The organism is Stutzerimonas stutzeri (assembly GCF_000935215.1).
Lineage (GTDB): Bacteria > Pseudomonadota > Gammaproteobacteria > Pseudomonadales > Pseudomonadaceae > Stutzerimonas.
Genome location: NZ_JXXD01000224.1, coordinates 1 through 8,986, shown reverse-complemented (window position 1 = coordinate 8,986; position 8,986 = coordinate 1). Strand labels below are relative to the sequence as shown.

The following is an 8,986-nucleotide window of genomic DNA, read 5'->3' as shown; positions in this document are numbered from 1 at the left end:
CTTGGCGCCGGGCGTATCGCTCATGCGCATGGACAGGCCGACGCGCTGGCGCGGGATGTCCACTTCCATGACCTTGACCTTGACGATGTCACCGGCCTTGACCACTTCGTACGGGTCCTTGACGAACTTCTCCGACAGCGCGCTGATGTGCACCAGGCCGTCCTGATGCACGCCGATGTCGACGAAGGCGCCGAAGTTGGTCACGTTGGTCACCACACCCTCGAGCACCATGCCCGGCTCCAGGTCGCTGAGCTTCTCGACGCCTTCCTGGAACTCGGCGGTCTTGAACTCCGGGCGCGGATCGCGTCCGGGCTTGTCCAGTTCGCTGAGGATGTCGGTGACAGTCGGCAAGCCAAAGGTCTCGTCGGTGAACTGCTTGGGGTCCAGGCGCTTGAGAAACGCCGAGTCGCCGATCAGGGAGCGGATGTCGCGGTCGGTATCGGCGGCGATGCGTTTGACCAGCGGATAGGTTTCCGGGTGCACGGCGGAGGCGTCCAGCGGGTTGTCGCCGTTCATCACGCGGAGGAAGCCGGCGGCCTGTTCGAAGGTCTTGTCGCCCAGGCGCGGCACCTTCTTCAGCTCGCTGCGGGACTTGAACGCACCATTGGCATCGCGGAACTGCACGATGTTCTGCGCCAGCGTCGAGTTGAGGCCGGAAATGCGCGCCAGCAGGGCGGCGGAAGCGGTATTCACGTCGACGCCGACAGCGTTCACGCAATCCTCGACCACCGCGTCCAGCGAACGCGCCAGCTTGAGCTGGGACACGTCGTGCTGGTACTGACCGACGCCAATGGATTTCGGATCGATCTTCACCAGCTCGGCCAGCGGATCCTGCAGGCGGCGGGCGATGGACACGGCGCCGCGCAGGGAGACGTCCAGATCGGGGAATTCCTTGGCCGCCAGTTCCGAGGCCGAATACACCGAGGCACCGGCTTCGCTGACCATGATCTTGGTGAGCTTGAGACCGGGCACTTTCTTGATCAGCTCGCCGGCCAGCTTGTCCGATTCGCGGCTGGCGGTGCCGTTGCCGATGGCGATCAGGTCGACGGCGTGCTTGGCGCAGAGCTTGGCGAGAATCGCCAGGGTGCCGTCCCAGTCGTTGCGCGGTGCGTGCGGGTAGACGGTGGCGGTTTCCAGCAGCTTGCCGGTGGCGTCGACCACCGCGACCTTGCAACCGGTGCGCAGGCCCGGGTCCAGCGCCAGGGTCGCGCGCGGGCCAGCCGGGGCGGAGAGCAGCAGGTCGTGCAGGTTGCGGGCGAACACCGAGATGGCTTCGTCCTCGGCCTTGTCGCGCAGCTCACCGAGCAAGTCGGTTTCCAGGTGGGTGTAGAGCTTGACCTTCCAGGTCCAGCGCACCACTTCGCCCAGCCACTTGTCAGCGGCGCGGCCGCGGTTGGCGATGCCGAAGCGCTCGCCGATCATGCCTTCGCCCGGGTGCATGCTGCCCGGCGTCTCATCGCCGACCTTGAGGCTGACGCTGAGGATGCCTTCGTTGCGCCCGCGGAAGATCGCCAGCGCGCGGTGCGAAGGGGTGTTCTTCAGCACTTCGTCATGCTCGAAGTAGTCGCTGAACTTGGCGCCCTCGTTCTTCTTGCCCGGCACCACACGAGCGCTGAGGGTGGCGTTGTGCTTGAGGAAGTCGCGCAGCTTGGCCAGCAGGTCGGCGTCTTCGGCGAAGCGCTCCATGAGGATGTACTTGGCGCCTTCGAGCACCGCTTTCACATCGGCAAAACCCTTCTCGGCGTCGATGAAGCGCTCGGCTTCCTGCTCCGGAGTGAGCTCCGGGTTGCCGAACAGCGCATCGGCCAGCTCGCCAAGGCCGGCTTCCAGGGCGATCTGACCCTTGGTGCGACGCTTCTGCTTGTAGGGCAGGTAGAGGTCTTCGAGGCGGGTCTTGGTGTCGGCGAGGTCGATCTCGCGCTTGAGCTCGGGGGTCAGCTTGCCCTGTTCCTCGATGCTGGCGAGGATCGAGACGCGGCGCTCGTCCAGCTCGCGCAGGTAGCGCAGACGTTCTTCCAGGTTGCGCAGCTGGGTATCGTCGAGGCTGCCGGTGACTTCCTTGCGGTAACGGGCGATGAAGGGAACGGTGGAGCCTTCGTCGAGCAGCGCCACGGCGGCGGCGACCTGTTGCGGGCGCACGCCCAGCTCGTTGGCGATACGGGAATTGATGCTGTCCATGTGATGTCCTGCGGGCGGAATGACGGCCGGCCGGCCAGAAAAGCGGGCAAGTATAACTGCCGAGGGCCTGATTCGGTCGCTCAAGAGAGGTATCCTTCGGACTCGCCCCGCCAGCCGTCGCGCCAGTGGGTGTGGCGCTTGTGTTTTACCGGTCCTGCCGCCACCATCCAGCTTTAAAGTGGCACTGCGCCATCAGTGGCGGCTGAACACCATCCCGCCCGCCGTCAAGAGTTGTAGTCATGTTTGGCCAGACGCGGCTTGCCCCCTTTCGCTACGTCATCGCTTTGCTCGGCGCGCTGGGCCTGGCTCAACTCGTCTGGGCCGTGGCGGACGACTGGGATTTCCCGCGCATTCTGAGCCTTGCTGAAAAACGCTATGGCTCGCTGGGCGAAGGGCGCGAGCGCCTTCTGGCGTGGCAGCAGCTGTTGGGCGAGCAGGGATCGGCAGCCGAGCACGACAAGCTGCGTGCGGTGAACAACTTCTTCAATCACCAGCTGCGCTTTGAAGATGACGTCAGGCTCTGGCGACAGACCGACTATTGGGCCACCCCGGTCGAAGCCTTGCGCGTCGGGGGTGGCGACTGTGAAGACTTTGCAATCGCCAAGTACGTGACCCTGCGCCGTCTCGGTGTTTCGGCCGACAAGCTGCGTATCACCTACGTCAAGGCCGTCCGGCTCAATCAGGCGCATATGGTCCTGACCTATTACGAGCAGCCGGGTGCGGTGCCCCTGGTGCTGGACAATCTGGTCGGCGGCATACTGCCGGCGACGCAGCGCAACGATCTGGTTCCCGTTTATGCGTTCAACGGCGAAGGGCTGTGGCTGCCAGGGCGAAGTGGCGACAAGCAGGTCAGTGACAGCAAGAAGTTGTCGCGCTGGCAGGATTTGCTGAAAAAGATGCAAGCGGAAGGTTTTCCGGCCGGGTCCGGATCGTAGGAGTTTCACATGTCTCTGTTCAAACAGCTGTTGCTGGCGATCTGCCTGTTTCTGCTCGCCGCATTCACCGGTAGCTTCGTGGTCAGCCTGGAAAGTTCGCGTGATCAATACGCCAACCAGCTGCGTTCACACGCGCAGGATGCTGCTACGGCGCTGGGTTTGTCGCTGACCGCCAATATCGACGATCCGGCCATGGTCGAGCTGGTGGTCAGCTCGCTGTTCGATAGTGGTTATTACCAGTCGATCCGTGTGATCGAGCTTGAAACCGGCCAGCCGATGCTCGAGCGGCAGGCCGAGCCGGACGCCGGCAGTGCGCCGCAATGGTTCGTCAGCCTGATCGATCTGCAGCCGGAGGGCGGTGAGGCGATCGTCAGTCGCGGCTGGCAGCAGGCCGCACGCGTGGAGGTGGTCAGCCACCCGATGTTCGCCGTTTCGCGCCTGTGGCAGAGCACCCTCGGCATGTTCGGCTGGCTGGTGCTCTGTGGCGTCGTCAGTGCATTGCTGGGCGCGGCGCTGTTGCGACGCCAGCTGCGCCCGCTCGACGATATGGTCGAGCAGTCCCAGGCCATTACACGCCGTGAGTTCCTCAGCGTTCCGCAGCTGCCGGAAACCCCGGAGCTACGCCGCGTGGTGCTGGCCATGAACCTCATGGTGGAGAAGCTCAAGGCGCTGTTCGATGAGGAGGCGCGCCGCAGCGAGCGCCTGCGTGACGAGGCCTATCATGACGGCCTGACCGGCCTGAGCAACCGCCGACACTTCGACATGCAGCTGCAGGCTCGCTTGAGCGGAGAGGACCTGGTCGGTAGCGGCTATATGTTCCTGCTGCGTATCAATGACCTCACCGGGCTCAATCAGCGGCTTGGCGGTGCACGCACGGATGAGCTGCTGCGTGCGGTGGCCGAACAGTTGCGCCAGGTCACTGCGGATCGCTTCCTGATCGGACGGACGCGCGGTGGCGAGTTTGCGCTGCTCGCGGTAGGGCTCGATCGGCTCGAAGCGCTACGCCTGGCCGAACAGATCGAGCATGCATTGGCGTCACTGCAGCAAACCGGACTCGCCGATGTGCTGCCGGTGGCCCATATCGGCCTGACGGCGTTCTCGCAAGAGCATAGTGTCCCGGCGCTCTACGCCGCTCTCGATCAGGCACTGGCGCAGGCTGCGAGCCAGTCGCGCCAGGCCTGGGCCTGCTCTGAACCTGGCACTGAGGTACCCGTCGCCGAGCAGCATCAGGACTGGTACCGGTTACTCGACGGTGCACTGGAGAATGGCTTGCTCCAGTTATACTTCCAGCCTGTGATGAGCGCCGTCGAGCCGCAACGGCTCATCCACAGCAAGGTTCTGGCCCGGCTGGTGGACCAGCAGGGCGATGTGGTTCCGGCGGCACGCTTCCTCCCCTGGCTGGAGCGCTTCGGTTGGACGGCACGCCTCGATCTGGCCATGCTGCGTCAGACGTTGGAAACCCTGGACGTTCACCACTCGCCACTGGCGATCAGCCTCTGCGGCAGCACGTTGGCAGATCCGGTCTCGCGCGAGGACGTGTTCGAGTTGCTGGCGCGCCATGGCGACGTGGCCGGTCTGCTGACGATCGAATTGGACGAAGCCCAGCTACCGGATCAGGCGAGCCTCGAACAGCTGGCCCGCCGCCTGCGACAGCTAGGGTTCGGATTGGGCATTCAGCACTTCGGTGGACGCTTCAGCATGATCGGCAACCTGGCGCGACTGGGACTGGGCTATCTGAAGGTCGATGGCAGCTACCTGCGCGGCGTCGATACCGAAGACGACAAGCATCTATTCATCCAGGCCATGCAGCGTGCGGCGCACAGCATCGATCTGCCGTTGATCGCCGAACAGGTAGAAACGGAAGGGGCGTGGATGACCCTCCGAGCGCTGGGTTTCGAAGGTGGTCAGGGCCGGCTGCTGGGCAATCCGGCACCGTTGCAGGGCAACGCTAACTGATCAGATCACGCCGGTGTCGTCATCGTCGACCAGTAAGCGAGTCGAGCCGAGCGCATTGCGCGCCCGGCTCCGTCCGGCCAGCTTGGCTTGAGCGGAATCCGGAAGGTCGGTGATACGCAGCACGCCCTTGTCGATCAAGGCATTGATCAGATCCTCCAGTACCCGCACCATCTCCAGATCGCTCTGGCGCAAGTGGGCAAGACTGTCCTGAGCGGCGAGCCAGGCGCGTACTTCGCTGTCGTCGTCCGGCAGTTCGCCGGTCATGTCGTTAAAGGGCGCCGGCTCTACTTGGAGCAGGCGCCCGCTTCCATCACGCTTGATATACGGCATGGGATTGTCCGATTAGAGGTGCGCCCTGCGCATCCAATGGGTGCGCAGGGCATGTCCTCAATTGTGGTCGATCTTGATCAGATCGTGCTGTCCGACCAGCGCATTGATGATATCCGCCGAGGTCGAGCCATAGGACGAGAGGTTCACTGCACTCCCGCCGTTTTCCAGCTTGATGGTCACGTCAGCGTTGCTGCCGCTTTCATTTAGGACTCCGGTGGTGCTGATCTGCAACGTCGAAGTAGCGGTGTCGACCCGCAGGTAATTTAGGATGTTGCCATCGTTCTCACCCTGAAGCAGATCGCGCAGATCTATACGGTCGCCTTCGCTTGCATTGAAGTCCTTGATCACATCGTGGCCGATATCGCCTTTCTGCCAAACGAAGGTATCCGCGCCAGTGCCGCCATAGAGGATGTCGTCACCGGCCCCACCGATCAGAATGTCGTTGCCACCCTGACCATAGAGGATGTCGTTGCCTGCTCCACCGTTGAGAGTATCGTTGCCCCCGCGGGTGTCGCCGGCAACGTTGAATTGCTCATGGTTAGCGCGGATGTAGCCATAAAGATCCGCGTCAGTCGGAGCGACGCCATTCTTCATCTCGAGGAACTTCTCAAGCGCCGTAACCCCCGAGCCGTTGGGCAGGCTGTCCGGTTTTATCAGATTGTTCTCAGCCCACGGCAACTCATCGGTATTGATCACGTCGCCGAAGATGATGTCATGGCCGGAGCCGCCCGCGATGACATCATGGCCGACTGCGACCGGGTCGAGTGCCGTGGAGCCACCTTGCAGGGCGGCAGCGAACTGGTTGGCGTTGGTCACGATATCCACGTCGCTCGCTGGCGCGGCGACCACATCCTGATAGCGGACAATGTCGTCGATCTGGATTTCGGCATTGCCATCGCCCGAGGAACCATCCAGTACCTCGAAGATGAACCTGTAGGTGCCGGCGCCGACAACCGGCTTGGTCGTCACTGCGGTGAATGACGTCAGTTCACCGCTATGGGTGCCCTGGTCGATGATCTGGCCCGAGTTGTTCACGAGCTTCCAAGTGAAGGTGTCCGCATCGCCGAAATTGCTGGTGCGGAAGCTGAAACCAAAGGCATCCCCGTTCTGGGCCGCAGTGACGGACATGCCGGGCGTAGTGGCTTTGGTCGAGGCCTCGGGGCTACTGGCGTGATAGTTGTCCCGGATGCACAGATAGTCGTTATTGCTTCCGAAGTTGTTGACTCGCTCTACGGCGCTGCCACTGTTCGCGGAGCCGCTGGTTCCCTCGATGCCCCAGTTACTCAGGCCGCCCGAGTTGAAGTTGTACAGCGTCGTCGGGTTGAAGCCCACCGTCGCATCGACGCCAGCACCGGTGTTGTCGAAGAATTGCAGGTATTGCTCGCTTACGCCGGAGCCAATGCCGATGGCATGGACCTTGCCAAGGCTGGCGCTGTACTGATTGAACGCAGCCACCGATTCCTGCAGGGTCTCGTAAGAGGTCGAGTTACCCGTTCCGGCTTCATTGCTCCCATTGAGGTAATAGGTCGGATCACCATCCGTCAGGAAGTAGGTCAGGTTCTGATAGCCGGATGTGGCATCTGCATGAGTATCGAACCAGTTTGCCGCTGTCTTGAAGCCAGCCTCGTAGTTCGTGCCACCCGTGGCTTGCAGATTATCGATCGCGTTGTTGAGAGCCGTCAGGTTGCCGCTCTGCAAGTCGGCGAAGGAGATTTTCACGTTGGTCTGGCTCAGCCCTGCGAAACCGATCAGGGCAATGTTGATCACTCCATCATGCCCGACGAGGCTGGCGGCGAAGCTTTTCAGCGCTGCCTTGGTCAGGGTCATCAGGTTGCCTTCCATACTGCCCGAGGTATCCACCAATAGCGCGATGTTGTAGCTGATGCCGGGCTGGGTAATGACCAGCGTGCCGCCCTCGTCTCCGAGCAGCACATCGTTGCCGTTTCCGCCGACGATATTGTCGTTGCCATTGCTGTTCGCGCCATTGCCGATCTGCAGCGCGTTGTCAGGGTGCACCGTAACCGGCAGGGTAAGCGTCGTGCTGGCCTCATCCGCATTGCTCGCCTCGGTGGCGGTCGCGCTGACGGTTAGCTCGAACTGGCCCGAGTAGCCGGGCGGTGGGGTGACGGTCAGCTTGCTCAGGTCCCATTGGCTGACGTCGACCTTGCTCACTTCCCCGCTCGCAGTGAACGTATGCGTGCCATCGCTCAAGCGCATGCCAGCCGGAATATTCGAAACTTCGAGCGACAGGGCTTCCGAGCCGTCGCGGTCGACCAGATCGGCAGACAGGCGGGACAGCGGAATGGTGCTTCCCTGAGCGCCCTCGTTGTAACCATACGATTGGTAATAGGCATTGCCGGAAATGTCATAGGTTAGATCCGACAGGCGAACTCCATCGCCTAGTACGTCACTTGGGTTCTTGTAGAGACCGATATTGGCGGTCGCTAGATTCGTTACCGGTCCACCATTCACCTGGACGTTGACATCCAGATTACCCGCGCCGGCCTGATTGTGCTGGTAGATGGCAAGCGTGTAATAGCCGGAGCTGGAAGGGATGAATGTTCCGCTGAAGTTGCCGTTGGTCCCGCCAGAACCTCCCCATGTGGCGCTGGCCACATGGCTGCCACCCACGACCACTGCGACGCTGTCATAGCCTACGCCGCTGAAGGTGTAAGTTTTTCCAGCTTCCAGGTAGATCAGGCCAGAGAGTTTGTTCGCAACCCCCGCAGTTACGCTGCTCAGGTGGGCGTCGGATAGTGTCGATGAGCTAGAGGGCGATCCTGCTGCGTCGATAGCTGCCTTCAGCGTTGAGGGGTTAGCACCATTGCCGGTTCCGCTCAGGCTAGAAAGCTGGTTCCAGGACTGCAGTAACAATCCGGTTGGCTGAGGCGTATCGACTGCAGCCTGCGTGGCCAGCGTTGGGGTATCGGCAACGGCTTCCACCGCGACGGTCATACTGCCCCTGCTGGCGAGTGCACCATCGGAAACATCGAAACTGAAGTGGGCATCGCCGCTCCAGTTCGCTGACGGTGTGAAGGTCCAGGTGCCGTCGGAGTTAGCGACTAGCGTCCCGTTGCCTGATTCGAGCTTGAGGGCAGCCGCTGACAGGCTGTCGCCATCCTTGTCCGTCGCGCCTGCAAGCAGGTCCGTAGACTTGATGATTAGACTGCCGTCTTCTTTGATTGACAGGGTAACTGGCTGGACGTCCGGCGCGTTGTCATTAAGGTTTGACTCATGCAACGTGACTGTCGTGGATGAGGCATTTCCGGCAGCGTCCAATACATCGACTGCATACGTGTGGGTGTTGTTGCCTTGTTCAAAGTCATTCGCGTCTGACTGGGCACCTGCGGTAGTCAGAGTGATACGACCTTGATTATCGATGCGGAAGAAGCCATCGGCGCTGACGCTTGTGCCTGTGGCACTGAAGCGGAATGCAGTGACACCAGTCGTATCGGTTGCATCGACGGTTCCGATAAGCGCATCGGCCGGGCGGTTCTCGTCATAAGTGAAGCTTTGCCCCGCAGTGACCGTGGGCGCAGTAGTGTCACCGACGGTGGCGCTGTCGCTGCCCGGGGCCGAGACGTTGC

At 62.0% G+C, this 8,986-nt stretch carries 5 protein-coding genes; 2 read left to right on the top strand and 3 right to left on the bottom strand.

Annotated elements, in window-relative coordinates; all coding sequences use genetic code 11:
- On the bottom strand, positions 1-2,178 hold a 2,178-nt coding region (locus tag LO50_RS19425), incomplete at its 3' end, for a Tex family protein (RefSeq protein ID WP_044316058.1).
- Positions 2,179-2,417: 239 nt separating this feature from the next.
- On the opposite strand from LO50_RS19425, the gene lapG reads away from it, so the two are divergent.
- Together lapG and LO50_RS19415 are read left to right on the top strand one after the other, a co-directional pair.
- A complete protein-coding gene (lapG, locus tag LO50_RS19420) occupies positions 2,418-3,113 on the top strand; it encodes a cysteine protease LapG (RefSeq protein ID WP_042924048.1) in 696 nt (231 codons plus the stop codon).
- A gap of 9 nt (positions 3,114-3,122) precedes the next feature.
- Positions 3,123-5,069 (top strand): bifunctional diguanylate cyclase/phosphodiesterase, encoded by a 1,947-nt coding sequence (locus tag LO50_RS19415; RefSeq protein ID WP_044316057.1) that lies wholly within the window; start codon positions 3,123-3,125, stop codon positions 5,067-5,069.
- Here LO50_RS19415 and LO50_RS19410 read toward each other — a convergent pair whose 3' ends face one another.
- A complete protein-coding gene (locus LO50_RS19410; protein WP_003298921.1) occupies positions 5,070-5,399 on the bottom strand; it encodes a hypothetical protein in 330 nt (109 codons plus the stop codon).
- Positions 5,400-5,456: 57 nt separating this feature from the next.
- On the bottom strand, positions 5,457-8,986 hold a 3,530-nt coding region (locus tag LO50_RS19405; protein ID WP_044316056.1), incomplete at its 5' end, for a cadherin-like domain-containing protein.